Annotated in this window: 21 protein-coding genes; 10 read left to right on the forward strand and 11 right to left on the reverse strand. The window is 63.8% G+C overall.

The window, feature by feature from the left end; all coding sequences use genetic code 11:
* Positions 1–16 precede the first annotated feature (16 nt).
* From GXB81_RS31315 to GXB81_RS03780, 4 genes are all read right to left on the reverse strand, one after another.
* Positions 17–778, reverse strand: coding sequence for a hypothetical protein (locus GXB81_RS31315; RefSeq protein ID WP_241016226.1), 762 nt, complete (start codon positions 776–778; stop codon positions 17–19).
* Positions 775–1296 (reverse strand): hypothetical protein, encoded by a 522-nt coding sequence (locus GXB81_RS03770; protein ID WP_205988414.1) that lies wholly within the window; start codon positions 1294–1296, stop codon positions 775–777. The genes GXB81_RS31315 and GXB81_RS03770 overlap by 4 nt, the downstream gene beginning before the upstream one ends.
* Before the next feature lie 84 nt (positions 1297–1380).
* On the reverse strand, positions 1381–1911 hold the full coding sequence (locus GXB81_RS03775; RefSeq protein ID WP_205988415.1) for a DUF2628 domain-containing protein: 531 nt from the start codon (positions 1909–1911) through the stop codon (positions 1381–1383).
* Between the two features lie 71 nt (positions 1912–1982).
* Entirely contained in the window at positions 1983–3539 is a 1557-nt protein-coding gene (locus GXB81_RS03780) for a hypothetical protein (protein WP_205988416.1), read from the reverse strand.
* Positions 3540–3687: 148 nt separating this feature from the next.
* Between GXB81_RS03780 and GXB81_RS03785 the strand changes: the two genes are divergently transcribed.
* Positions 3688–3924, forward strand: coding sequence for a helix-turn-helix transcriptional regulator (locus tag GXB81_RS03785; protein ID WP_205988417.1), 237 nt, complete (start codon positions 3688–3690; stop codon positions 3922–3924).
* A 10-nt stretch (positions 3925–3934) separates the two neighbouring features.
* On the opposite strand, the gene GXB81_RS03790 is transcribed toward GXB81_RS03785, so the two are convergent.
* The 4 genes from GXB81_RS03790 to GXB81_RS03805 all read right to left on the reverse strand — a co-directional run bounded on the left by GXB81_RS03790 (position 3935) and on the right by GXB81_RS03805 (position 6021).
* Positions 3935–4444: a hypothetical protein gene (locus tag GXB81_RS03790; protein WP_205988418.1), complete on the reverse strand. Its 510-nt coding sequence runs from the start codon at positions 4442–4444 to the stop codon at positions 3935–3937.
* Positions 4445–4759: 315 nt separating this feature from the next.
* On the reverse strand, positions 4760–5278 hold the full coding sequence (locus GXB81_RS03795; protein WP_205988419.1) for a hypothetical protein: 519 nt from the start codon (positions 5276–5278) through the stop codon (positions 4760–4762).
* A 49-nt stretch (positions 5279–5327) separates the two neighbouring features.
* On the reverse strand, positions 5328–5663 hold the full coding sequence (locus tag GXB81_RS03800; RefSeq protein WP_205988420.1) for a helix-turn-helix transcriptional regulator: 336 nt from the start codon (positions 5661–5663) through the stop codon (positions 5328–5330).
* Positions 5644–6021 (reverse strand): type II toxin-antitoxin system RelE/ParE family toxin, encoded by a 378-nt coding sequence (locus GXB81_RS03805; RefSeq protein WP_205988421.1) that lies wholly within the window; start codon positions 6019–6021, stop codon positions 5644–5646. The genes GXB81_RS03800 and GXB81_RS03805 overlap by 20 nt, the downstream gene beginning before the upstream one ends.
* Before the next feature lie 869 nt (positions 6022–6890).
* Here GXB81_RS03805 and GXB81_RS03810 point away from each other — a divergent pair.
* The 4 genes from GXB81_RS03810 (at position 6891) to GXB81_RS03825 (ending at position 14133) form a co-directional block, all read left to right on the forward strand.
* Positions 6891–9125 (forward strand): alkaline phosphatase family protein, encoded by a 2235-nt coding sequence (locus GXB81_RS03810; protein WP_205988422.1) that lies wholly within the window; start codon positions 6891–6893, stop codon positions 9123–9125.
* Between the two features lie 136 nt (positions 9126–9261).
* Positions 9262–11592 (forward strand): hypothetical protein, encoded by a 2331-nt coding sequence (locus GXB81_RS03815; RefSeq protein ID WP_205988423.1) that lies wholly within the window; start codon positions 9262–9264, stop codon positions 11590–11592.
* 12 nt (positions 11593–11604) lie between these two features.
* Positions 11605–11874: a hypothetical protein gene (locus GXB81_RS03820; protein ID WP_240159170.1), complete on the forward strand. Its 270-nt coding sequence runs from the start codon at positions 11605–11607 to the stop codon at positions 11872–11874.
* A gap of 90 nt (positions 11875–11964) precedes the next feature.
* Positions 11965–14133, forward strand: coding sequence for a phospholipase C, phosphocholine-specific (locus GXB81_RS03825; protein WP_205988424.1), 2169 nt, complete (start codon positions 11965–11967; stop codon positions 14131–14133).
* Positions 14134–14248: 115 nt separating this feature from the next.
* Here GXB81_RS03825 and GXB81_RS03830 read toward each other — a convergent pair whose 3' ends face one another.
* Entirely contained in the window at positions 14249–15412 is a 1164-nt protein-coding gene (locus GXB81_RS03830; RefSeq protein ID WP_167046481.1) for a mandelate racemase/muconate lactonizing enzyme family protein, read from the reverse strand.
* A gap of 85 nt (positions 15413–15497) precedes the next feature.
* Positions 15498–16835, reverse strand: coding sequence for an MFS transporter (locus tag GXB81_RS03835; protein ID WP_241016232.1), 1338 nt, complete (start codon positions 16833–16835; stop codon positions 15498–15500).
* Positions 16836–17036: 201 nt separating this feature from the next.
* Between GXB81_RS03835 and GXB81_RS03840 the strand changes: the two genes are divergently transcribed.
* From GXB81_RS03840 to GXB81_RS03860, 5 genes are all read left to right on the forward strand, one after another.
* A complete protein-coding gene (locus GXB81_RS03840; RefSeq protein WP_167281596.1) occupies positions 17037–18104 on the forward strand; it encodes a LacI family DNA-binding transcriptional regulator in 1068 nt (355 codons plus the stop codon).
* A gap of 147 nt (positions 18105–18251) precedes the next feature.
* The gene (gene ribBA, locus GXB81_RS03845; RefSeq protein WP_167046472.1) at positions 18252–19385 is read left to right on the forward strand and encodes a bifunctional 3,4-dihydroxy-2-butanone-4-phosphate synthase/GTP cyclohydrolase II; all 1134 of its coding nucleotides are present in this window, start codon (positions 18252–18254) and stop codon (positions 19383–19385) included.
* Positions 19386–19426: 41 nt separating this feature from the next.
* Complete coding sequence (gene ribH, locus GXB81_RS03850; RefSeq protein WP_167046470.1) at positions 19427–19936, forward strand: 6,7-dimethyl-8-ribityllumazine synthase; 510 nt, start codon at positions 19427–19429, stop codon at positions 19934–19936.
* On the forward strand, positions 19933–20367 hold the full coding sequence (gene nusB / locus GXB81_RS03855) for a transcription antitermination factor NusB (protein ID WP_167046467.1): 435 nt from the start codon (positions 19933–19935) through the stop codon (positions 20365–20367). The genes ribH and nusB overlap by 4 nt, the downstream gene beginning before the upstream one ends.
* A 178-nt stretch (positions 20368–20545) precedes the next feature.
* Positions 20546–21742: a pyridoxal phosphate-dependent aminotransferase gene (locus GXB81_RS03860; RefSeq protein WP_167046465.1), complete on the forward strand. Its 1197-nt coding sequence runs from the start codon at positions 20546–20548 to the stop codon at positions 21740–21742.
* 149 nt (positions 21743–21891) lie between these two features.
* On the opposite strand, the gene GXB81_RS03865 is transcribed toward GXB81_RS03860, so the two are convergent.
* Positions 21892–23067 carry a lytic transglycosylase domain-containing protein gene (locus GXB81_RS03865; RefSeq protein ID WP_205988426.1) on the reverse strand — a complete coding sequence of 392 codons (1176 nt, stop codon included), beginning with the start codon at positions 23065–23067 and terminating at the stop codon, positions 21892–21894.
* Between the last annotated feature and the right edge of the window lie 299 nt (positions 23068–23366).

The raw sequence follows: 23366 nt of genomic DNA on the forward strand, positions 1-23366 counted from the left end.
GCCTGATTACAGCGGCTCAATCGGATGATTGTGCCGGCAGTTGATCGGGCAGGTCATGAGCGAAATACTTGACGCCGTTGGGCCACGCGCCAGGATGTGAGCTGAATCCGCGCCTCACTGTCGAGTGCAGATAGTTGTGGCCACCGGCCTGAGTGATTTCCGGCCCGCTTTCCCGAATTCGCTCCAGCGTGACACGGGCTTCAGGGCGAACGATCGCAATATGCCCGGGGCGGTGCGGATCGGGCGACGGATAAGCAACCACTACGAGCCTGCCAGAGTTGGCAAGCGCCTGAGCCTGTTCGGGGCTATCGACCTGCCACCAGCCGACATCCCGAGCCGTACCGCTGGCGAACCACTCGGTCTGTGCCGTCGCCAGTAGCTTCGTGCTGTGGTACGGCGGGCGCAGCATGTATATGCCGAGACGCTTTCCCATTGCCGCCGCAAACGCCGAGCAATGCGTGTCTTTGTGGTCGATTCTCACGAAGACAGCCTCGTCGTTCGGCGACAGGTCGGGCTCGCCGGAATCCCACGCGACATGCGTGCTTTTCTGCCACAGGCGCTCCACGTTCGAGGCATCGAGCACGTCGAGAATCTGCTGCGCCCTCGGCGTGATCGGACCGCAGCATGGCCCCTCCTGAGCAATGGAAAGCGGCGCAGGAATCGTAGTCTGCTGTCGGGACACATCCGACGGAGCCGTGCAGGCACTCGCAGCCAGAAGCACTGCAGCGCCGATCAACCTGGGAAGCGATTCGATCACGGCTTGTCGATTCCAGCTCATTTGCCTCCTACTTGCCTTTGAAGCGCCTCAAACGTCGCGGTTCTGGCGTCGCCCATCAGATCGCTCACGAAGTTCCGGAACGGGATATCTGCCGGTATGGTGCCGTATTTTTCATTCGCATCTGCCATCCGATGGGATATCAACGTGATTGCCTCATTGGTGGTTATGCCATACATGTTATCCGCCCCGACAGTCTTCACTCTTGCCCGCACCCATTCATGAAGCGTCCAGTCCGACATGTCGGCGGCCATGCACTTCAGACCAGCGTTCATGAATGACTGGTGATACCTGCTCGGAGCATCGGGCAGAAAATTCCCGTAGCAGGCGGCAACCGTCGTGTTTGCCTCGGCGAGACCCTTTTCCGGATCCGGTTGCGCCAGAAAATGCGACACCACGAGATTGGCGGAATCCTTGATTGCTTCCAAGCCCAAAGGGGAGAAGCCGGCCGCCGAGGCTGAGCCCACGATCACGGACATCGCCAATCCCAAGGCCGACGCATGAAATATGTTTTTCTTCATTTTTTCAGATCCAAAATTAAGGTACCAGCCCCTCGAAGAAGCTATTTGGGGGCGCGACCATGACCGGCCGCGCCCGCCGTCACCTCACCACCACTCCTTTCGCCCGAGCACTCGCCTGCGGTAGTAATCGACGTTCGCGCATTGCTTGAACATCACGGCCGACACGATCCACAGAAAGTTGTCGACGGGCACATTCAGCGAGTCGCCGGCCATGCCCAAGATGACGTCGATTACCAGCGCGAGGAGCGATAGCGTGATGGCCTTGCGCCACATGCCGAGGTACAGGTAGTAGAACGGCCCGAACACGAACGCCCACAGGTTCGAGGTAATGAGCCATTTCTCCTTGCCGGTGAGCTGCTTCGCCTCCGGCCAGCGCCACCAGCGGGCGCGCTCGCCGCCCGCCTTCTCGATGGCGTCAAAGCGTTGCAGCCACTTGTCCGATAGGCCAGCCAGATTGTCGACGGCCGGCTCCGGTGCGGCAGACTCCGATTTTCCCGGCGGGTTCGTGGGTGTAATGGGCAGTGTCGAAGGGGGAACCGCGACCTGCTTGCCGCAACCGCTACAGAAAGCGGCGCTTGCGCCCAGCTGCGTCCCGCATTGCTCGCAAAATGCCATGAAGGTGATCTCCTGATGGATCGCGACACGCCACCGGATGGCAGCGCGTAGGTCAGATAGGCGTGTGCAGATTAGCGACCGAGCGCAAGGCGACAGGCGCGAGTCTTCTCGCCGTGCCAGTTCGTCAACACACCATCGGCCTGAAACGCTGGCTGCTCCGTCGTACCGGCAAACCGCCCGGTAAAGACAGTGGCCCACGCGTGCTGGGCGTCGGCATACTGCCCGATGCCGCTCAGCTGTAGCGTCAGATCGGCTGCAACCGTACCCGCGAGAACCTCGCGATAGGGATGTTCGCCGTGCGACTGGCGAACGAGCCGCGCCTGTCCGTTGCGGATGGTCAGTCTGACGCGACGGGACCAGGCATCCGGGTCGGGCACCGAGCCCGAGCCACCGTAGGGACCACATTCATAGGTGCCGTACCAGTCACCTTCGAGGTCCGCCAGCACCAGCGTCCGGTTCTCCGGCCGCGGTGCGAGCGTTGTCGCCAATGTCGGCGTCTGCACTGGCGCGGTTGCTGGAGGCGGCGACGCTTTGGCCGCTGCCTCCTGCCCAGCGCGTCGTGCAGTCGCCCGAAGCTGTTGAGCCCGCGTGCTGGCGGGATCGAGCAGCAGAACGGCTTCGGCAGTCGCGACGGCATCGCCGTACTGCGCGTGGCGGTACTGGTCCTGCGCCTTGCGCAGCAGCAGTTGCAGCTTGGCGGCCTGATCGCTGCCGGCATCGGCCTGCTTCGGTGATGCCTCACTCGCACCGGTCACGGGGACACTTGACGCTGCCTCCGGTGATACTGGCTGCGATACGACCGACGCCGACGCTGCGACCGCTGTCACGCTCGCGGCACTGGCCGCGTCAGCAGCCGCGACGCTGGCCGCATTTTCGACCGGGCTGGCTATCGGGGCAGGATCGCTCGTTGCCGACGCTGGGGCAACAGCGGTCGCCGAAGCCTGAACATTGGCGACGTCATCCGAATGCGAACCGCCGCCCCGGAACAGCGACAGGACGAACAGGTTGAGGCGGTGGAAGATGCTTTGCGTACGGCCTGCCTCCCCGTTCCCGGCCGGCGGGCCCGCGTCAGCGTCAGCTGAACTCGCCTCCAATGCAGTAGCCGTCGTGTCGTCTATCGGAGCGAACTGGTCGTAGATCGACCGGTCCCGTGGGTTGGGCGGCGCCGTGTTCAGATGCCACCCCTGCTCGCTCTGGACGAAAACCCGGTCGCCAGTACCCTGATAACTGCGTGGTAAAGGCGCCTGCTCCTGGCTAATCGCTACGGCAAGGGGAAATGCACCGTAAAAACAGGGGTCGCTGGTATCGCCTAACGTCACCGCTGCGACGTGCTGTGCATCCGTCTGGCTCACGTTCGCGCCATGTCCGGTCAGTACGGCGAGGTCTTTCAAGGTCAGGACAAACGAATACGAAACCTCATAGCCGTCCGCATTCGGCGCTCCGTCGATGCGCCGGACACTACTGAGCGTCCAGAGCGGACACTCCCCGTACCGCTCCTGCAACGCGGTCTTGACGTCCGCCAGATCGGGCTTCAAATGGTCCTCGCCGCTACAGCCCCCCAAAAGCGTGGTAACTGCGATAGCCGATGCGATAACCCGAAGTCCCGTTGCTGAAATATTGGCATGCATGTTCTTGTGAGCGATCGACGCTCCCCCGTTTGACCGTCGATATTTTCACGGCCTGATTAACACTATAGGTTTGGTCGAGGCGTACTTTACCCCGAAATCAAACTCAAAGTGTGTGGTTTTGGCTGAGCGGTGCCGGAACACTTGCGGCATGTCCAACCCAACGCAAAAGTGTGGTGCCCAGCGCCTGTTCGCGGCCAACATGCGCCGCATCCGCAAGGCGAAAGAGCTGACCCAAGAAAAGGTCGCCGAGGCCGCCGACCTTCACCCGAATTACGTTAGCTCGGTCGAGCGCGGCGAGCGCAATATCTCCATCTGCAATATCGAGCGGATTGCCAGGGCACTCAACGTGCCGATGGCGGCGCTCGTCGCCGAAGACGGCCAATAGCGGCCGACGGTTACTTGCCGCTTCCTCCCCTGGTGTTCATCGCGTGAATTCCGATAAACCATGTGCCGCCGATACCCTTGAAGTTGGTGCGGACACGGTCAGCCGGTTTTTGCCACGGCGCGGGGTCCAGGGCGTACTCGATGGTCGTGCCCGAGGCGTGAGACGCCTTCGCCCTGTGAAAGAGGATGTGTCTGCCTACATCCATCGACTCGTGGTAATCGACCATCAGAAAGGCAACATCGGGGATGTCCGCCACGCGGGCGACCTCCTTGTAGACCGTCGCCACAAATCCAAGCTGGGCGAGAAGCGCAGCGATCAGCGTCTCATCGAGGTAGTACGGTCCGCGCGCTGGATGCCTCGTCTTCGCGATAGCAATATCCCTCACCTCTTCGATCTTCTTGCCCGAGAGCATCGCGGCGCACGCGAAAACGTCATCGAAATCGTTGGTCTGCGCCACGAATGGAAACGCGGGCGTGAAGGTCGTCGGCGTGCTCTCGACTCCGGTTGGAAGGACAGGCATGGATCAGGCTCCTGAAAATGCAAAAAGGAAGCGCGCAGCAACGCCTGCCTGGCGGCATCGGACATTTCGGGCAGATCAGAGGGAGAAGAGTGAGGCGAGAATCCGGCAAATTTCCTGCGGATTCGCTCAGGCATGCGCTGCGGCGCGAGCGGCGAGCCGAAAACCGGTATATGAGCGGTTTTTCAGCCGTATCGTCATTTTATCAGGGCCAAATCACACCCTCAACAGCCATTTAACTTTGGTCAGGCGCGCCAAAAAACCGAATTTTCGGTGAGATCAAGCAGAAAAGATCAAAATTTCACAGCGCCCCCTCCCTCAACCCAGTGAGTCCGCACGCTTTCGGACCGCGTCACGCGTAGACAACGGAAGTGCGAAAAATTCGCCTTCGTCTATTTCTACCCACTCCTTCGTGAACGGCAGATAAAGCCGGATGATCCACGTACTGCCTTCCTTGCGTCCAGCGTACGGGTGCAGGATCTCGCCGTCCGCGCGCACTCGGTCGAACTGTAGCAGACGTCTTCTCGGGTAGCGCTCCCTATCCAGTTTTTTGTCCATCATCCGGCACACCACCTCGTGCGGGAAACCCGGATGGCCTGATGATTGGTGCTCATCGAGCGCGGCAAGGATGTGTGCATTTTCGGTCAAATGCGCGCCTTCCAGTTCCGCCTCATCGAGCACTACTTCTTCGACCATATACGGAGGACCGGCATACCAACGAGGATCGTCTTCGACGAGTCGAATGGCGGTGACCGTGCGGGTGCCCACATCCGTGCAGCGCCACCAGAATGCGCCGCAGATGAACTCCTGGCCAATATGAAATTCAGATGGCTTCATGATTGCTCGCCTTCGCTCCCAGATCGCCGGTCATCCTTCGCGACCCGGATTACGATATCGCCAACATCAAATGGCCGATGGACTCAGCAGCAGGTCTCACCTTGATCTCGATGTCATAGCCAAGCCGGTTCAGACAATCCATCAACTTGCGTTCAGACAGGTTGGCAAAATTCCCGCGCAGCATGGCCGACACCTTCGGTTGGGCAATACCCATCCTGCGCGCGGCCTCTTCCTGCGTTAAACCAAGCGTACGTACGGCCCTGGTGATCTCGATCACCAGACCAGATTTGATCTTGAGTTTTTCTGCGTCGGCCAGGTCCAGGTCGGCAAAGACATTGCCAGAACTGGCCTCAACCTCGATACCGTCAATGACCCGATTTTTCATCTCGTAGCTCCTTTGCTATCGCCTCGGCAACCTTTAGCCTTGCGCGAATGATCTCCATATCCTCCTTCGGAGTGGCAATTCCACTCTTGCTTTTCTTCTGGAAGCAGTGAAGGACGAACACGGCCTCCTCAAATTTCACGGTATAGACAGCACGGTACGTACCGCCGGCGTCATCCTCGACGACCTCGAGAACACCTGCGCCGCCAAAACCCTTCAATACCTTAGTCGCACCATGTTGATCACCGCGCTGCGCGAAATCGAGGGCATGGCCGAAAAACTTCCGCACATCGACGGGCAGCGCGACAAGATCCTTTTTGCTGCTGCCGATCCAGACAAGTGGTTTTTCCGAGGTTTTCATGGCGAAAATATACCATAAATGGTATAAATCTGCAAGCCAGCGAACTCCCTGCCGATCGCAAACAAGAAGGAGAGCCCCGGCCAGCCAGCGTCCACCATCGTCTCGCTACAGATACCGCCAGACGACGGTATTTCTGACGGTATACGCACGGCTTCGCCTGACCTTGCCTATATGGGACAAACGTTTACAGCCAGACTCAACATAATTGCGCGATACGTGGAGCGGATGCTCTCGACGTCTCAGGATAACGAATCGTTGAAGTGATTCGTTTCCGGTGAGCCGGCGCGCTGCTCCCGGCTCATCGAAATCCCCCAAACTGACCACGGTCCAGCAACGCCCGCATTTCTGACGATACACGACCATCCCCCGTGGTTCGTATATCGTCACGCCATCAGAAGATGGCCTCTTCAACGCATCTCATCTTGCGCCCCCTGGCGCAAGCGGGTTGCGGCAAGAAAAGGCCGTCGAAGAACTTCTCCATCAGCACCCCATATCTTCCCCGCTCAATCTCGAGCAAAACTTGCAACGCAGTAAATTGATTAGGAAACCAGATAAACAGGAGCCTGTTTTTTGTCTCTTTGTCAGATAGTCGGACTTGCGATCCGAAGCCGCTTCGCCCATTCAGAAAACCACTGGTGAAACAACGGCATAGCGGAAAGCGTAAACATCAGGAATACCGACATAAGCCTGTATCGCGCGTATCGCGGAGCGAATCAAACGCTCAACACAATCTACGAAATATCCCGTCAAATATCTCGTCTACACCGTCACATTCGCGTCAATCGCGATTCGTATGCTTGCGCTCCTTAACGACCCCAACAGGCACAAGCATGAGAATCGACCACCCTCTCCGGAAGCAACGACACCTCATGCGAACCGGCGCCACAGTTTGCGCATTCGTGCTCGCAAGCGTGCTTGCCGCCTGCAGCGGATCGGGCAACAACAACACGCCAAGCGCGTCGAACAGCACGACGCCCGGCAATGGACAAAGCGCAACCGCTTCCACTCCCAGCGCGTCGACCCAGGCCAACCGTGTCCTCGTGATCGGCCTCGATGGCGCGACGTATAACGCGGTGCAAGCCGGGATCGCCAACGGCACGCTGCCCAATCTGTCGAAACTCAATATCGGACTGGCCTATAGCGGCGGCATGGCCGCCACCAACAACCAGACGCCGAATCTGGATACGCCGTCATGGGCCACGCTGCTCACCGGCAACTGGGCCGAAAAGCATCAGGTCTATAGCGATGCGCCGAATTCGCTGATTGCCGGCAGCACGATCTTCGACACGATCAAGGCCAACGGCAACGGCCTGAACGGCGCAGCCGTGGCATCGAGCGGACTGGCTCAAATGCTCTCGCCGATCCACAGCGACGGCAATCTCGATACCTTGACGGACTGCTCGCAAAACTCATCCGTCGCGCATTGCGTGACGGACGGCGCGCTGGCGCTGATCGGCAACGCGAGCTATGCAACCGTCGTCGCGCAATATCACGACGCAGAAGACGCTTCGGAAAACTACGGGCCGAATTCCACGCAATATCTGAGCGCCCTGCAATCGCTCGATGCGAACGTCGGTCAACTGGTGGCCGCCACGCAGCAGAATGCCGGTAGCCAATGGCTCGTTATCGTGACTTCCGGGCACGGCCTGAGCGCGAACGGCAGCGACGACGGTCTGCCGCTCGAACCCGAATCGACCGCGTTCATCGGCATGAACCAGCCCGCGAATGCAGCCGGTGCCAGTGTCGGCGCCACCGTGCCGCCCACGCTCAGTGGCTTGTACTCGTATGCGAGCATCGCCGATGTCACGCCCACGATCCTGTCCTTTCTCGGGCACGCACCGAGCGCCGCGAACTATCTGCTCGATGGCGCGCAACTGCTCGGCGCGAGTCCCGTCACCGACCTCACCGCGACGATCAATTCGAACAACACGTCGGCAGTCAACGTGACGCTCAATTGGATCGCGCCGTCGGGCGAAGCCATCACGATCTACCGCAACGGCACGCAGATCGCCTCGCTGCCCGCAGGCACGGCCACGTATACGGACCACGGTCTGGGATCGTATCTGGTCGCAACGGGCGCCTATCAGCTTAACTACACCGTGGTGGCCGCCACCGCACCGACATCGCTCCTCACGACATCGATCTCGTATGTCGTTCCCGTACCGCTGACGGTCTCGACCACGGGCCTGCAGGAGTACTATCCGATGGGCTCGACGAATCTGAACACGACGCCCGAAACGGACTACTTCAACAACAGCACGCTGGCGCCGTTCAAGCCGGACCTGATCGCCAACGGCGTGAACAATGCCGGCACCGCCTATCCCGACCCGTTCGGCGGCAATGCGCTGGAAGTGACGCCGGCCAATGTCGACGCCGCCAGTTACGACGGTTATCTGCTCGCGCCGAACAGTCCCTCGCTCGACGTGGTGAACCAGGCCATCCAGTCCGCCGCGCTCACCAATGCGCCGACGAGCATGGCCACCGGCGGCGCGTTCACGATCGGCTTCTGGTACAAGGCGCCGGTCTGCCCCGATTCGGGCGGCGTGCCGATCTTCGGCAACAAGAACGGCTATGCGACCTCGGGCGCCGAACCCGGCATTCTTCTCGGTTCGTTCGGCTGCGGCTTCGATTTCGTGTCGAGTGCGCAAAACAGCTCCACCTACCGGTCGGATACCAAGACCTCGCCCGGCACCTCGTACTCGGCCGGCAACTGGCTCTATGTCGCGATGGTCATGAACCTGAACCAGTACGAACTCGACAACGCCGGCGATGCGGGTTCGGCCCAGATCCTCTATCTCTGCGACCCGGCCGTCAGCTCGACGAACTGCACGAAGATCTCGACCACCGTGCCGGCCGCGGTGTTCACGGCCGGCTTGCTGAGCGGTCTGAACGGCGTGAACAGCAACACCAGCGAGATCGGCTTCGGCATGGGCGAGGACGGCACCGGCCTGTTCGCGAAAAACAAGGGCTATGCGATCAACGCGGCCGACTACGTGCCGATCGCCTTCTCCGACGTCTCGATGTGGACACGCGCGCTGAGCCAGAGCGAAGTGCAAAACCTCTATCAATCGAAGGTTCCGCTCTCCACCCTGCTGTCGAAGTAAACAACAACGCGCGGACGACCGGTCCGTGCAGCACACGAAGGGCAAGCATGGAAACACCTGCTTGCCGCTCTCGCCGCGCGGCCGGACGTCCCCGATCACCACGCGCCGAACCCCTTCATCGAATCCGACAGTCATCATGAAATCCAGCGCAATCGCGTCACTCAGCAAGCTCCTGGCCGGGGGAAGCCCGCCGGCTTCCCTGCCCTTCGCGCCCGCCACGCGCACACAGCGGCGCCTGCTGCGAGGCGCGTGCGCGCTCATGATGGCGGGTGCGCTCGCCGCATGCAGCGGCGGTGGCAACAGCGGCGGTGGCGGCAATTCCCAGGGCAGCAGCGGTACCTCGGGCACCTCCGGAACGTCGGGCACTTCAGGAACGTCCGGAACCTCGGGCACGCCCGGCAACACCACGCCGACCAACCGCGTGCTGCTGATCGACCTCGACGGCGCGACCTACGCCGCCGTGCAGGCCGGCATCGCCAACAACACGCTGCCGAACCTCGCACACTTCGGCATCCAGCTCGCCTATAGCGGCGGTGTCGCGGGCGCGGCCAGCCAGCAGCCGAATCTCGACGGACCGTCCTGGGCCACGCTCCTGACCGGCGCCTGGGCCAACCGCCACCAGGTCTATTCGAATGCGCCCAATCAGGCCGTTCAGGCCGGCACGCTGTTCGACATGACCAAGGCGGCCGGCAGCGGACTGAACGGCGCGGTCGTCGCCGGCAGCAGCCTCGCGCAGATGCTCGCGCCGATCCAGACCAGCGGCCATCTCGACACGCTCACGGACTGCTCGCCCAGCACGACCGCCGCCGATTGCGTGACGAGCGGCGCCCTCTCGCTGATCGGCAAGCCGGCCTACTCGACGGTCGTGGCGCAGTACGGCGACGCCGAAACCGCGGCGAACGATTTCACCGCGAGTTCGGCGCAGTATCAGAACACGCTCGCGCAACTCGACGCCGACGTCGGCCAACTGGTCAACGCCACGGCCGCCGCCTCGGGCAGCCAGTGGCTGATCGTCGTGACGTCCGGGCATGGTCTCAATGCGAGCGGCAGCGCGGACGGTCTCGCGCTCGAACCGGAATCGACCACCTTCATCGGCATGAACCAGAGCGCCAATACGGGGACCGCCAACCTCAACGCCGCCGTGCCCGCGTCCGAGGCGGGGCTGTATGCGTACGCCAGCATCGCCGACGTCACGCCGACGCTGCTGTCCTTCCTCGGCGCATTGCCGTCGGCGGCGAACTACACGATGGACGGCGCGCAACTGACGGGTGCGCAGCCCGTGACGCAACTCGCGACGACGATCAACCAGAACGACACGACATCGGCCAACGTGACGCTCAACTGGACGGCGCCGTCGGGCAGCGCGCTCGCGGTCTATCGCAACGGACAGCAGATCGCCTCGCTGCCCGCCGGCGCGACCACCTACACGGACACGGGCCTGTCGCAGTACCTGATCGCCACGGGCGCCTACCAGCTCAACTATGCGGTGAGCGCCGGCAGCGCGCCGCGCGCCGTGCTCTCGCAGCCGGTGTCCTTCGTGCAGACGCCGAAGCTGTCGGTCTCGACGACGGGCCTTCAGGAATACTATCCGATGGGCTCGACGAATCTGAATACGACGCCCGAAACGGACCACTTCAATAACAGCACGCTGGCGCCGTTCCAGGCCGATCTGATCGCCGCCGGCGTGAACAGTGCCGGCACGGCCTACCCCGGCCCGTTCGGCGGCAACGCGCTCGAGGTCACGCCGGTCAATCTCGACGCGAACGGCTACGACGGCTACCTGCTCGCGCCGAACAGCCCCTCGCTCGACGTGGTGAACGAAGCGATCCAGTCCGCGTCGACCACCAATTCGACGACCGCGGCAAGCGGCGGCGCGTTCACGATCGGCTTCTGGTACAAGGCGCCGGCCTGCCCCAATGCGGGCGGCGTGCCGGTCTTCGGCAACAAGAACGGCTATGCGAGCTCCGGCGCGAAGGCGGGCCTCGTGCTCGGTTCGTTCGGCTGCGGCTTCGACCTCAACGTCGCGGACGGCACGAACCGCACGGACACCACGGGTTCGCCCGGCCATCCGTACAGCGTCAACACGTGGATCTATGTCGCGATGGTCGGCAACCTGAATCGCTACCAGCCCGATAACGCCGGCGACACGGCCAACCAGATCATCCTGTACCTCTGCGACCCGAACGTCAGCGGCAGCACCTGCACGGGCGTCCCCGCGACGATCTCTTCCAGCATGACGATTTCCGCAATCAACGGGGTCAACAGCAACACCAGCGAGGTCGGCTTCGGCTTCGGCGAGGACGGCACCGGCCTGTTCTTCAAGAACAAGGGTTATGCGATCAACGCGGCCAACCTCGCGCCCGTCGCCTTCTCCGATGTCTCGATGTGGAACCGCGCGCTGAGTCCGTCCGAAGTCCTCAATCTGTTCGAGTCCCAGGCACCGCTGTCCTCGGTTTTGCCGCAATAAGGAGCTACAGGCATGACTACCCTCTCTCTCACCGTTTTTTCCCGGGCCGGCCTGCGCCTGTGCGGCCTGACCGTCGCCTGCGCCGCCGCGCTGGCGATGGCCGGCTGCAGCGGCGGAAGCGACAGCAACGCGCCCGCCGCCGCGGCCAACACGTCGACCAGCGGCACCGCCGCGACGCAAACCGCAATCGTCGCGGCGCCCGCGTCGGGCCCTTGCGCGGCGAGCGGCACGACGGTCATCCCGACGCCGGGGCTCAACACCCAGCTCGACTGCGCGCCCTGAACCGGGCCGCCGATCCGCCGGGGCCGGACTGACAATGTCCGTTTCCGGCACGCCGTCCAACGAATCAACCGTATCAACCAGAGAGTCATCATGACCAGAATGGACCGCCGCAGTTTTCTGCGCTCGATGGCCGCGGGCATCTCGCTGAGTGCCTTGCCGCCGGTCATCCAGCGCGCCCTCGCGATTGCGCCGAACAACGCCACCGGCACGATCAACGACGTCGAGCACATCGTCATCTTCATGCAGGAAAACCGCTCGTTCGACCACTTCTTCGGGCTGCTGCCCGGCGTGCGCGGCTTCAGCGACCGCCTGACGATTCCAACGGTCAACGGCTCCGTCTGGAACCAGACCGGCGTCTCGGGCACGCGAATCCAGCCGTACTACCTGAACCCGAGCCTCGGCGACGGCGTGGTCACGGGCGGCGATCACGGCTGGGCCACCCAGCATTCGTGCTGGAACAACGGCGCCATGTACGCATGGCCGCAAGGCAAGGGCGCGAACCAGTCGATGGGCTACCTGAGCCAGAACGAACTGCCGTTCTACTGGGGGCTCGCAAACGCGTTCACCATTTGCGACCACTATCACTGCTCGGTACACGGCCCGACCTTCCCGAACCGCCTGTTCCTGCAGACCGGCACCAACGGCGCGGTCGCCAACCAGCTGGTGTGCGACACGCAGACGTCGACCCTCGTGCTCGCCGCGCCGACCACCACCGACCTGACGTGGACGACCACGGCCGAACGCCTCGCCGCCGCCGGCGTGAGCTGGAAGGTGTACTGGTATCCGCCCGATCCGGCGGTGACCAACATGAATGCGGCATTCCACAACTTCCGCGTCTGCAACCAGCAGCTCAACACGGCCTACGGCACCAACGCGACGTATACGCCGGCCATGGACGCGGTCAATCCGCTCGCCCCCGGCATTGCCAATACGATGCCGGACGGCGGCTTTCTCGCGTCGCTCGCCAACGACGTCGCGAACGGCACGCTGCCGCAGGTCAGTTGGGTCCATGCACCCGAAGCCTATTACGAGCACCCGGGCTCGTCGTCGCCGGGTCAGGGCGAATGGTATTCGCAGCAGCTGCTCGAGATCCTGACGTCCAACCCCGAGGTCTGGAGCAAGACCGTTCTCCTTATCAATTACGACGAGAACGACTGCTTCTTCGACCACATGCCGCCGCCGTGCGTGCCGTCTCCGAATGGCTCGGGCGGCTATTACGGCAAGTCCACGGTATCGACGGAATACGAGTACTTCACGATGTCGTCGGCCGCGGCCGATCCGAACTCGCCGAGCGGCGCCGTGATCGGCCCCGGCGTGCGCGTGCCGATGCTGGTGGTCTCGCCGTGGAGCGTGGGCGGCTACGTGAATTCTCAGGTGTTCGACCATACCTCGACGCTGCGCTTCATCGAGCAGCGCTTCGGCATCGAGGAAACCAACATCACGCCATGGCGTCGCGCGGTCATGGGCGACATGACCTCCTGCTTCAACTTCCAGAATCCGGTCACGGTGGTGCCGACCCTGCCCGCGGCCCCCACCCAGGCCGCGGCCAACGCGCTCTATGCGAGCCAGGACGCAGCCGGCGCGGTGCCGGCCATCACCTACGGCAGCGCGGCCTTGCCGACCCAGCCGCAGATGCTGCGCCCGTCGAAGGCCCTGCCGTACCACCTTCATACGAGCGCGAACGTCGATGCGGCAAGCGGCTCGGTGTGGCTGATCTTCAGCAATACCGGCACGCAGGCGGCGGTCTTCCACGTCTACGACAAGCTGAACCTCAACAACCCGCCGCAGCGCTACACGGTGGAAGCCGGCAAGGAAATCTCGGACGCGTGGGCGGCCGTGAAGAACAACGCCGGCAACTACGATCTGTGGGTGTGCGGCCCGAACGGCTACAACCGCGAATTCACCGGCAACGTCAACGACATCGCGAGCGGCGCCAATCCCGAAGTACGCGTGTGCTACGACCATCAGAACGACGCCGTCTATCTGACGATCATGAACAGCGGCTCGGCGGCCATCACCGTGACTGTCGCGGCCAACGCCTACCGGACGGATGGCCCGTGGACCTATACGATCGACCCGGGCATGCAGGTCGAGCCGTACTGGACGCTGTCGGATCAATACAACTGGTACGACTTCACGGTCACGGCGCCCACCGCCGCGAACGGATCGGGCAACACTAACTTCATGCGCCGCTTTGCGGGCCGCCTGGAAAACGGCCAGGACGGCGTCAGCGATCCAGCCATGGGGGTGGCCGTGTAAGCGGTAGTCGGCGGTTCATGCACGAAGAGAGCCCGGGAGCGCGGCATCGCGCCCCCGGGCTCTTGCATTTGCACAGCCGACATCCGCGTGCCGCCGCGCATCGGCGCCGGACGTTTTACTGATCGACCACGAACCCGTCGAAATGCGGACGCATCGAAATCGGCTTGACGAGCGGCGGACGGATTTTTTGCGCGTCGGGCAGCAGGTTCATGCCGAGCCCCGGCCCGCTCGGAATATCGACGAAGCCCTGCTTGGGCAGCGGCACCTGATCGACGATGTCGCTTCCGAGGTGCTTGCCGGTCGACTCGAATACACCGGCCTCGAAGCCCGTTGCATATTCCTGAATCGCGAAATTGGGAATCGCCGCGGCGATCTGCAGGCAGGCGGCGAGCCCGATCGGCGACAGCGGATTGTGCGGCACGACCTGCACGTGATGCGCTTCCGCCATCGCGGCGACCTTCTTCGCGCCCGTAATGCCGCCGCACACCGCGACGTCGACTCGCGCATACTCGACCGCATTGCGCGCGAGCAGCGCCTGGAACTCGTAGATCGTGCAGAAGCGCTCGCCGGTGGCGATCGGCACGCGGATGCGATCGGCGACACGCGCCATCGCGTCGGCGTTTTCCGGGCGAATCGGATCTTCGACGAACATCGGCGTATCGACTTCGATGCCATTGGTGAATGTCACCGCCTCGGCCGGCGTCAGGCGGCGATGCAGCTCGACGAGCAGATCGACGCGATCGCCGACGACTTCGCGCATGCGGTGCACATTGTCGATCGCATCGTGCATCTTGCGGATATGGGTCTTGAAGTAGACCTGATCGTTGCCTTCGTCGAGGAACGGATTGATGTGGCCGAACGCGTTATAGCCCGCTTCCATCTTGCGCTGGCATTCTTCGAGCACTTTCTCGATGCTGCTTTCGTAGATGTGCCCGTAAATGCGCGCCTTCTTGCGCGCCGGGCCGCCGAGCAGTTCGTAGATCGGCACGTTGAGCGCCTTGCCCTTGATGTCCCACAGCGCGATGTCGATGGCGGAGATCGCCGCGTTGATCGCGAGCCCCTGGAAGTAGCTGAAGCGATGCATGACATTCCAGTGATGCTCGATGTCGAATGCGCGCTTGCCGACCAGATATTCGGCGAAACGCTGGACCGCGGTGCCGGCGGCTTCGATATGCCCCCAGATGCCGGCTTCGCCATAACCCGTGATGCCTTCGTCCGTGTCGATGCGCACGAACATGAACTGGCCGACGTGCAGCGGCTCAACCTTGGTGATCTTCATTTCCACTCCTATGTTCACGACCCTCGGGTCTCCGAAAAGCTCGATGTGCTTGATGGGTTTGATGGATCGGCGAATCGACCTTCGCCTATAGCGAAGCGGCCGCGGCGGAACCCGCCTCCATACCGCTGCCGTCTTGCGGTTCTTCCAGCGGACGCCCCTTCGTCTCGGGGCCGAGCGCGACGGACACCGCCGTGATGACGCCGAGCGCCACGACATACCACGCCACCAGATGCGGCGAACCCTCTCCGACGGCCAGCAGCGCGACGGCGATCATCGGCGCGATGCCGCCCGAGATCGGCGAGGTCACTTCGCGAGCCAGCGAAAAACCGGTGTAGCGCACGCGGGACGGGAACATCTCCGCGAGCCAGGGGCTCTGCGCCGCGGTCATCATCGTCTTGGCGAGCGAAGACACGAGGAACAGTCCCGTATAGATCCAGACCAACTGGCCGCTCTGGAGCATCGCGAAGAACGGGAAAATCGCGATGCCGGAGATCAGCGCGCCGCCCATGTAAACCGGCTTTCTGCCGATGCGGTCCGACAGCCAGCCAAACAGCGGCACCGTGATGAATTGCAGCGCGGTACTCCACATCAGCGCGGTCACGATCGTGTCGCGCGACATATGCAACTGCTGCGTGACATAGACGATCACGAAGGACTCGTAGATGTACGCCAGCGAGTTGTCGCCGAGACGGGCGCCCCACGCGCACAGCATCGGCCGCAGCGAGGTTTTCAGCACTTCGGTGACGGGTGAGCGCACCACCGCGTTGTTGCGGCGCAATTGCTCGAACACCGGCGTTTCCTTGAGCCGGCTGCGCAGTAGCAGACCGAGCGCCACGACGACCGAGCTCAGCAGGAACGGGATGCGCCAGCCCCATGCCTCGAAACTGCCTTTCGACATCGACGAAGACGCATGGAACGCCACCAGCGACATCAACAAACCAAGCGCCACGCCCGTATAAGGCAGCGAGCCGTATAAGCCGCGCCGCTTCGCGGGCGCGTATTCGATCACCATCAGCACCGCGCCCGCGTATTCCGCCCCCGAGCCGAGCCCTTGCGCCGCGCGCAGCACGCACAGCAGCAGCGGAGCCCATACGCCGACCGCGGCGTAGGTCGGCAGCAGACCCATTAGCGTGGTCGAGCCGCCCATCAGCAGCAGCGTAATGATGAGCACCGCCTTGCGCCCGATGCGATCGCCGAGACGCCCGAAGATGACACTCCCCGCCGGCCGCACGATGAAGCCGATCGCGAAGCTCGCGTAGGCCAGCAGCGTGCCGGTGAGGTGGTCGAATGAAGGGAAAAACAAATGATTGAAGAGCGTCGCTGCCGCCGTGGCGTACAGATAGTAGTCGTACCACTCCACCGCCGTTCCCACGATCGCGCTCAGGGTCGCATTCCGGACCGCTCGCCGGATTTCCGGCGTCATACGTGCCGCACTTTCCACGTATCACCTCTTTCTTGATGTACGCCGCACCGACGCGACGCACTGTCTCTCTCCATCGGGGCCAGCGCCCCCATTTCCCGGATTCGTCCCTCCGCCGGCGATGGCCTAGCATTCGGAAACGTTTCCGGAAACGTTTCCGAATGCTAGGCGTTATAAAATGCCGTGTCAAGAGGAGAAAAAACGATGAGTGACAACATGCCGGGCGATCCGAAAGCGCGACCCGGGATCAAGGCCGTGGCGGCGTTGGCGGGCGTCGGCATTGCGTCGGTGTCCCGCGTGCTGTCGGGTCAGCCGGGATCGAGCCCGCAACTGACGCAGCGCGTGCTGGAAGCGGCCCGCACGCTCGGCTACACGCCGAACGCATTGGCGCAGGGCCTGCGCCGGAAGACGACCCGCTCGATCGGCTTCGTCGGCTCGGACATCACCAACCCGCTGATCGCCTCGATCGTGGGCGGGGCCGAGAGCGTGCTCAGCGTGGCGGGGTTTTCCGTTCTGCTAACCAATTCGGGCGGCGTGGCGAGCGTGGATGCCGAACGGATCGAACTGCTGATGCAACGGCAGGTGGACGGCTTCATCGTGCTGCCGGCTCTCGAAGACGATCCGGCCACGCTCGCGGCGCTGCGAGCCACCAAGGCGCCGATCGCGCTGATCGACCGGACCTTGCCCGCGGACATTCCGGCGCATTACGTGCTGTCGGACCATCAGCGTGGCATGGGCGATGCCGGGCGCTATCTGCTCGAAAGCGGACATCGGCGCATCGGCCTCGTGGTGGGGCGCGACGTACGGCCGACGCGGGAGAGAATTCGCGCCATGGAAGCGGCCTTCGACAGCTTCGGCGTGAAGCGCGACCTGATCGTGCATCACGGAACGCTGTCGCCAGAACACGGCAAAGTGGCGCTCGATGACATGCTCTCGGCCAAACGTCCGCCGAGCGCCATCGTGCTCGGCGGCAACCAGTTGCTCGAAGGAGCGCTGGAGTCGGTTCATCGGCTCGGCTTGCAGCTCGGCACCGATCTGTCGCTCGTCAGCTGCGACGACGTTCCGCTGAGCCGGTTCCATCAGCCCGCCATCGCAACCGTAATGCGCGACGCTTCGCTGCTTGGCGCCAAAGCCGCGCAGATCCTGCTTGCGCACCTCGAAACGCCGGGCGAGCCCGAGACCGTGAATCTCCCGACCTGGTTCGAAGCGCGTCCGAGTTGCGGCCCCCATGACGCCCCCGCCCCGGTGCGAACGAAGTCGGCCAGAAAGTAGACAGCCCGTGTAATCCAGTCATCAGGAAAGGCCCAGCGCGGGCCGACCCGCTGCCAGTCGGCTAATCGGCCTATGTCGTCCGGCGGAGGCGACTTGGCCACGCGCGTGGCGTAAAATACGCGCTTTCCCGAAAAAGTCTCCCCCAACATGACGCTCGCCTCCACCCAAGAGATCATCGCCGAACTGAAAGCCGGCCGGATGGTGATTCTCGTCGACGAAGAAGACCGCGAAAACGAGGGCGATCTCGTGCTCGCCGCCGAGTTTGTCACCCCGGAAGCGATCAATTTCATGGCCCGCTACGGCCGTGGCCTGATCTGCCTGACGCTGACCCAGGAGCGCTGCAAGCAGCTGAACCTGCCGCTCATGACGTATCGCAACGGCACGCAGTACGGCACCGCGTTCACGGTCAGCATCGAGGCGGCCGAAGGCGTGACCACCGGCATTTCGGCGGCCGACCGCGCCCGCACGATCGCCACCGCGGTCGCGCCGGAAGCGAAAGCCGAGCACATCGTGCAGCCGGGCCACGTGTTCCCGATCATGGCCCAGCCCGGCGGCGTGCTGGTGCGCGCCGGCCATACCGAAGCCGGCTGCGACCTCACGGCGCTCGCGGGCCTCGCGCCGGCGGCGGTGATCTGCGAAATCATCAAGGACGACGGCACGATGGCACGCCTGCCGGACCTGCTGGAATTCGCTAAAGAACACAACCTGAAGGTCGGCACGATTGCGGATCTGATCCACTACCGCAGCCGCACCGAATCGATCGTCGAGCGCATCTGCGAGCGCACCATGCAAACGGCGCACGGCGCGTTCCGCGCGGTCATGTATCTGGACCAGCCGAGCGGCCAGCCGCATCTCGCGCTCGTGCGCGGCACGCCGAGCCCCGAGCACGACACGCCGGTGCGCGTGCACGAGCCGCTGTCGGTGCTCGATCTGCTCGAAGTCGGCGAATCGACCCATTCGTGGACGCTCGACGCGGCCATGAAAGAGATCGCCGAGCGCGACCTCGGCGTGATCGTGCTGCTCAATTGCGGCGACTCGAAAGACCATCTGATCGACGTCTTCAAGGCGTTCGACTCGAAGGAAAAAGCCGACGCGCTCAAGCGCCGGCCGGTCGATTTCAAGACCTACGGCGTCGGCGCGCAGATTCTGCGCGAACTCGGCGTCGGCAGGATGCAGGTGCTGTCGAATCCCCGCAAGCTCGGCAGCATGTCGGGTTACGGTCTCGAAGTCACGGGCTTCGTGCCGATGCCCGGCAGCAAAACGCAGGCCCCGCAAGGCTGATCGCGCCCTCCACGCGCCCACTCATCAACTACGGAATTCACATGGAAATCGGACAATACCAACCGAATCTCGACGGCGACGGACTGCGCATCGGCATCGTCCAGGCGCGCTTTAACGAACCCGTCTGCAACGGCCTCGCGGACTCCTGCATCGAAGAACTCGAACGCCTCGGCGTGACCGGCGAAGACGTGCTGCTCGTCACGGTGCCGGGTGCGCTGGAAATCCCGCTGGCGCTGCAAAAGCTCGCCGAAAGCGCGCAATTCGACGCGCTGATCGCGCTCGGCGCGGTGATTCGCGGCGAGACGTACCACTTCGAACTCGTCTCGAACGAGAGCGGCGCGGGCATCACGCGCATCGGCCTCGACTTCGGCATCCCCGTCGCGAACGCGGTGCTGACCACCGAGAACGACGAGCAGGCTGTCGCGCGCATGACCGAGAAGGGTCGCGACGCCGCTCGCGTGGCCGTAGAAATGGCCAATCTCGCGGTCGCGCTGGAACAGCTCGGCGGCGACGACGAGGAAGAAGACGAAGACGACGAGGAAGAGGCATGAGGAGCGCACGCCGACGCTCCCGCGAACTGGCCACGCAGGGGCTTTACCAGTGGCTGCTGTCGGGCTCGCCCGGCGGTGAGATCGACGCGCAGCTGCGCGGCGCGCAAGGTTACGACAAGGCCGACCACGAACATCTCGACGCGATCCTGCATGGCGTGATGCGCGACTCCGAGACGCTCTCCGCCGCGATCGCGCCGTGCCTCGATCGCCCGATCGAACAGCTCTCGCCGGTCGAGCGCGCGGTGCTGCTGGTCGCCGCGTTCGAACTGAAGAATCACGTCGACATTCCGTACCGCGTGGTCATCAACGAAGCGGTCGAGCTGACCAAGACGTTCGGCGGCTCGGACGGCTACAAGTACGTGAACGGCGTGCTCGACAAGCTGTCGGCGCAACTGCGCGCCACCGAAACGCAGGCGGCTCGCAAGAGCTGAGCGCGGCGCACGCGGGGCCATGCCATGCCATGCAGCGGGCCCCTGCCGCGCCTCACTGCCCAGGGCGAAGAATCTCGATCGCCCGCCCGGACGCCGCTTCGCCCCTCGATGAGCGCATCATCGGCTGGGCGAAGCGGCGTTCTGCTTCTGTTTCTGTTCCTGAACCGGATCTGACCGTATGAACTCCGTGACCGAACCCCTCGTGCGGCTTGCCGCGCGCGTCGACGCCATCCAGCCTTTCTACGTGATGGAGCTGGCCAAGGAGGCCGCGCTGCTCGAACGCGCGGGGCGCGACATCATCCACATGGGCATCGGCGAGCCCGATTTCACCGCGCCCGAGCCGGTCATCGAGGCGGCCGCGAATGCGCTGCGCCGCGGCGTCACGCAGTACACGAGCGCGCTCGGCCTGCACGCGCTGCGCGAGGCGATCTCGGCGCATTACGCCGGGTTCTACGGCATCGACGTCGATCCGGCGCGCATCGTCGTCACGGCCGGCGCGTCCGCCGCGCTGCTGCTCGCGTGCGCGGCGCTCGTCGATCGCGACGACGAAGTGCTGATGCCCGACCCGTGCTATCCGTGCAACCGCCATTTCGTGATCGCCGCCGAAGGCAAGCCGGTGATGGTGCCGAGCGGCCCCACCGCGCGCTTCCAGCTCACCGCCGCCGACGTCGAGCGCCTGTGGGGCGAACGCACGCGCGGCGTGCTGCTCGCTTCACCGTCGAACCCGACCGGCACGTCGATCGAACCGGCCGAGCTGGAGCGCATCGTCAAGGCCGTACGCACGCGCGGCGGCTTTACGATCGTCGACGAGATCTACCAGGGCCTGAGCTATGACGCGCAGCCGGTGTCGGCGCTGTCGTTCGGCGAAGACGTCATCACCGTCAACAGTTTCTCGAAGTACTTCAACATGACCGGCTGGCGCCTCGGCTGGCTCGTCGTGCCGCCCGGGATGGTCGGCGCGTTCGAAAAACTCGCGCAGAACCTGTTCATCTGCGCGTCGGCGCTCGCGCAGCATGCGGCGCTCGCCTGCTTCGAGCCGCAAACGCTCGCGATCTACGAGGCGCGGCGTCTCGAATTCAAGCGGCGCCGCGACTTCATCGCGCCGGCGCTCGAATCGCTCGGCTTCTCGGTGCCGGTGATGCCCGACGGCGCGTTCTACGTCTACGCCGATTGCCGCGGCGTCGCGCATCCGGCCGCCGGCGACAGCGCGGCGCTCACGAAGGCAATGCTGCACGATGCCGGCGTCGTGCTGGTGCCAGGTATGGATTTCGGCACGCATGCGCCGAGGGAGTCCATCCGGCTGTCGTATGCGACCGCTTATCCGAAGCTCGAAGAAGCGGTCGAGCGGCTCGCGAAGCTGTTCGGGCGGTCTTGAGAATTCTGGCTCCGGGTGAGCGTCACACGACCACAACCCGGCCCGACTGGATGCCCAGACGCAAAAAAGGACACCTCACGGGTGTCCTTTTTTGTGTGTCAGCCGGAGCTTGCCGGCCAACCGAAGCACGAGTCTCGACAGCGCCGAACTCAAGCCCCCATTTCAGACGCCGATGCCACATGGCGCGTCGCATCGTCCTGTTCGGCCGGTTGCGTGTGCACCGCCGGCGTCGTCGGCGTCAGCGCGTGACCGGTTTGCAGCGTCACCTGCACGCGCTTGCCGTTGCCACCAGCGGCAGCGGCCGCCGGATTGGCCGACGCGGTCAGGACCGGCGCCTGCGGCGCATTGATCGGCACCTTGCGGCCGCGGGCGACGTCGCGCAGACGGCCGCGCTCGGCCATCACCTTGGCGCCGTAGCCGCCATCGTCCTGGCTGGTCGAGCCGACGTAAAGGCGCAGGCCGCCCGCCAGCGAACCGCCGCGCGCGATGCAATCCTTCAGCACCAGCGCGCCGACCTTGATGTTCGCGAGCGGTTCGAGCGCCGCGCCCTCGCCGCCGAAGTACTGGAATTTGTCCGAATGCACCTTGGACATCACCTGCATCAGGCCTTGGGCGCCGACGCCGCTTTCGGCGTACGGGTTGAAGCCCGATTCGATCGCCATCACCGAGAGCAGCAGCAGCGGATCGAGGCCCACTTCGCGGCCGGTGTCGAACGCGGCTTTCACGAGCTCGCTGACGGGCTCCTGAGCGACGCGATAACGCCGCGCCAGATACGACGCGACCAGATCCTGCTCGCGGCCCGAAACGAGCACGCGGTCGTCGCGCGCGTCGGCGGACACGCGTTGCGAGGGAATCAGGCGGGCCAGTGCGCTGACGCTTTGCATCGTGCGCGGGTCGAGCCCGTTCAGCGTCGCGACGCCCATGCTGTTGGAGCTGGGACCGTCGAAAGCACTGTCGAAGCTTGTATTGCTGGCGGTCAGCGTCGTGCCGCCGTCGTTCGCGGCGTCGCCATTGCCCGGCGAGTTGGCCGACAGCGTCTCGTCGGCGGACGCGCCGGCAGTTGCCGGCGAGCCGATCGACGGCAGCGGATTGCCCTGCAGCAGGCGCGCGGGGCCTGCCTGGACGGCAGCGGAAATAACCGGCATCAGCCGCGCGGCGAGCACGCCGCGCCAGGTCGGCATCAGCCACAGTGCGAGAGCCAGCACCACGGCAAGGCCGCCGACAATGCTGAACAGGTGATGACTCAGTCGCGTCCCGCGACGCAGCGCACCACGTACAACCTGTGCAATGCGCTCATCGGGACGCCACGATAACCAGGCGTTCATTCAGATCTCCCATCTTGCATGATCCGCGAACGCCGCCGGAGGGAACAGGCGGTGCTACGTGTTCGCAGAGTCAGGACATCGCGTGCACTGTCTGGTTGGGCAGCAGCGACGTCGGGAAAACGGCAAATACCGTTGGTGGGGAGCCATCTCAAAAAAAGCCTGCATGCAGGCCAGGCTCCCACGCGAAAAACCAGCGTTCATCGACGCTGGCGAGGACTTCATAAGGCCGTTCGTACCCTGCGGGGAGCGGAAACGGTGACGCGTTGCGTCTCAAGGAACCGGGGGCAGCGGTAAAAAGG

Origin of the sequence: Paraburkholderia sp. Ac-20336, assembly GCF_017105025.1 — a bacterium.
In the GTDB taxonomy this organism is placed as follows: Bacteria; Pseudomonadota; Gammaproteobacteria; order Burkholderiales; family Burkholderiaceae; genus Paraburkholderia.

Excerpts from the sequence above, each read along its gene's own strand:
- GXB81_RS31315 (WP_241016226.1), bottom strand. The coding sequence starts at position 778 with ATGAGCTGGAATCGACAAGCCGTGATCGAATCGCTTCCCAGGTTGATC.
- GXB81_RS03770 (WP_205988414.1), bottom strand. The coding sequence starts at position 1,296 with ATGAAGAAAAACATATTTCATGCGTCGGCCTTGGGATTGGCGATGTCC.
- GXB81_RS03775 (WP_205988415.1), bottom strand. The coding sequence starts at position 1,911 with ATGGCATTTTGCGAGCAATGCGGGACGCAGCTGGGCGCAAGCGCCGCT.
- GXB81_RS03780 (WP_205988416.1), bottom strand. The coding sequence starts at position 3,539 with ATGCATGCCAATATTTCAGCAACGGGACTTCGGGTTATCGCATCGGCT.
- GXB81_RS03785 (WP_205988417.1), top strand. The coding sequence starts at position 3,688 with ATGTCCAACCCAACGCAAAAGTGTGGTGCCCAGCGCCTGTTCGCGGCC.
- GXB81_RS03790 (WP_205988418.1), bottom strand. The coding sequence starts at position 4,444 with ATGCCTGTCCTTCCAACCGGAGTCGAGAGCACGCCGACGACCTTCACG.
- GXB81_RS03795 (WP_205988419.1), bottom strand. The coding sequence starts at position 5,278 with ATGAAGCCATCTGAATTTCATATTGGCCAGGAGTTCATCTGCGGCGCA.
- GXB81_RS03800 (WP_205988420.1), bottom strand. The coding sequence starts at position 5,663 with ATGAAAAATCGGGTCATTGACGGTATCGAGGTTGAGGCCAGTTCTGGC.
- GXB81_RS03805 (WP_205988421.1), bottom strand. The coding sequence starts at position 6,021 with ATGAAAACCTCGGAAAAACCACTTGTCTGGATCGGCAGCAGCAAAAAG.
- GXB81_RS03810 (WP_205988422.1), top strand. The coding sequence starts at position 6,891 with ATGCGAACCGGCGCCACAGTTTGCGCATTCGTGCTCGCAAGCGTGCTT.
- GXB81_RS03815 (WP_205988423.1), top strand. The coding sequence starts at position 9,262 with ATGAAATCCAGCGCAATCGCGTCACTCAGCAAGCTCCTGGCCGGGGGA.
- GXB81_RS03820 (WP_240159170.1), top strand. The coding sequence starts at position 11,605 with ATGACTACCCTCTCTCTCACCGTTTTTTCCCGGGCCGGCCTGCGCCTG.
- GXB81_RS03825 (WP_205988424.1), top strand. The coding sequence starts at position 11,965 with ATGACCAGAATGGACCGCCGCAGTTTTCTGCGCTCGATGGCCGCGGGC.
- GXB81_RS03830 (WP_167046481.1), bottom strand. The coding sequence starts at position 15,412 with ATGAAGATCACCAAGGTTGAGCCGCTGCACGTCGGCCAGTTCATGTTC.
- GXB81_RS03835 (WP_241016232.1), bottom strand. The coding sequence starts at position 16,835 with ATGACGCCGGAAATCCGGCGAGCGGTCCGGAATGCGACCCTGAGCGCG.
- GXB81_RS03840 (WP_167281596.1), top strand. The coding sequence starts at position 17,037 with ATGAGTGACAACATGCCGGGCGATCCGAAAGCGCGACCCGGGATCAAG.
- ribBA (WP_167046472.1), top strand. The coding sequence starts at position 18,252 with ATGACGCTCGCCTCCACCCAAGAGATCATCGCCGAACTGAAAGCCGGC.
- ribH (WP_167046470.1), top strand. The coding sequence starts at position 19,427 with ATGGAAATCGGACAATACCAACCGAATCTCGACGGCGACGGACTGCGC.
- nusB (WP_167046467.1), top strand. The coding sequence starts at position 19,933 with ATGAGGAGCGCACGCCGACGCTCCCGCGAACTGGCCACGCAGGGGCTT.
- GXB81_RS03860 (WP_167046465.1), top strand. The coding sequence starts at position 20,546 with ATGAACTCCGTGACCGAACCCCTCGTGCGGCTTGCCGCGCGCGTCGAC.
- GXB81_RS03865 (WP_205988426.1), bottom strand. The coding sequence starts at position 23,067 with ATGAACGCCTGGTTATCGTGGCGTCCCGATGAGCGCATTGCACAGGTT.